The following is a 253-nucleotide window of genomic DNA, read 5'->3' on the forward strand; positions in this document are numbered from 1 at the left end:
GCCCGAGCTTGCGCCAACTGGAATGGTGATGGTTTGACCGTTCGACAGGGTGACAACCAGCGGGGCGCCGGTGACTGGCGCGTTGACCGATGCGGTGTAGATGACTGGGCCACCTTCGGCAACAGTCGAGGTCGCGGTGAGCGAGACGGTGCTGGTGTCGATGGTATCGGTGACGTCAGTAACCGCAGGCGTGGTGCTCGGAACCAGATTCTCGAAGTTACCGCCTGTGGCTTTATCGATGCTGACTTCCACC

At 60.9% G+C, this 253-nt stretch carries 1 protein-coding gene; it reads right to left on the bottom strand.

Going from position 1 to position 253, the window contains the following annotated elements; all coding sequences use genetic code 11:
* Nucleotides 1–253: immunoglobulin-like domain-containing protein (locus ACLEJQ_RS25855; RefSeq protein WP_440799956.1), on the bottom strand; the 253-nt coding region annotated here is incomplete at both ends.

Source organism: Pseudomonas sp. SMV71 (genome assembly GCF_052042015.1).
In the GTDB taxonomy this organism is placed as follows: Bacteria; Pseudomonadota; Gammaproteobacteria; order Pseudomonadales; family Pseudomonadaceae; genus Aquipseudomonas.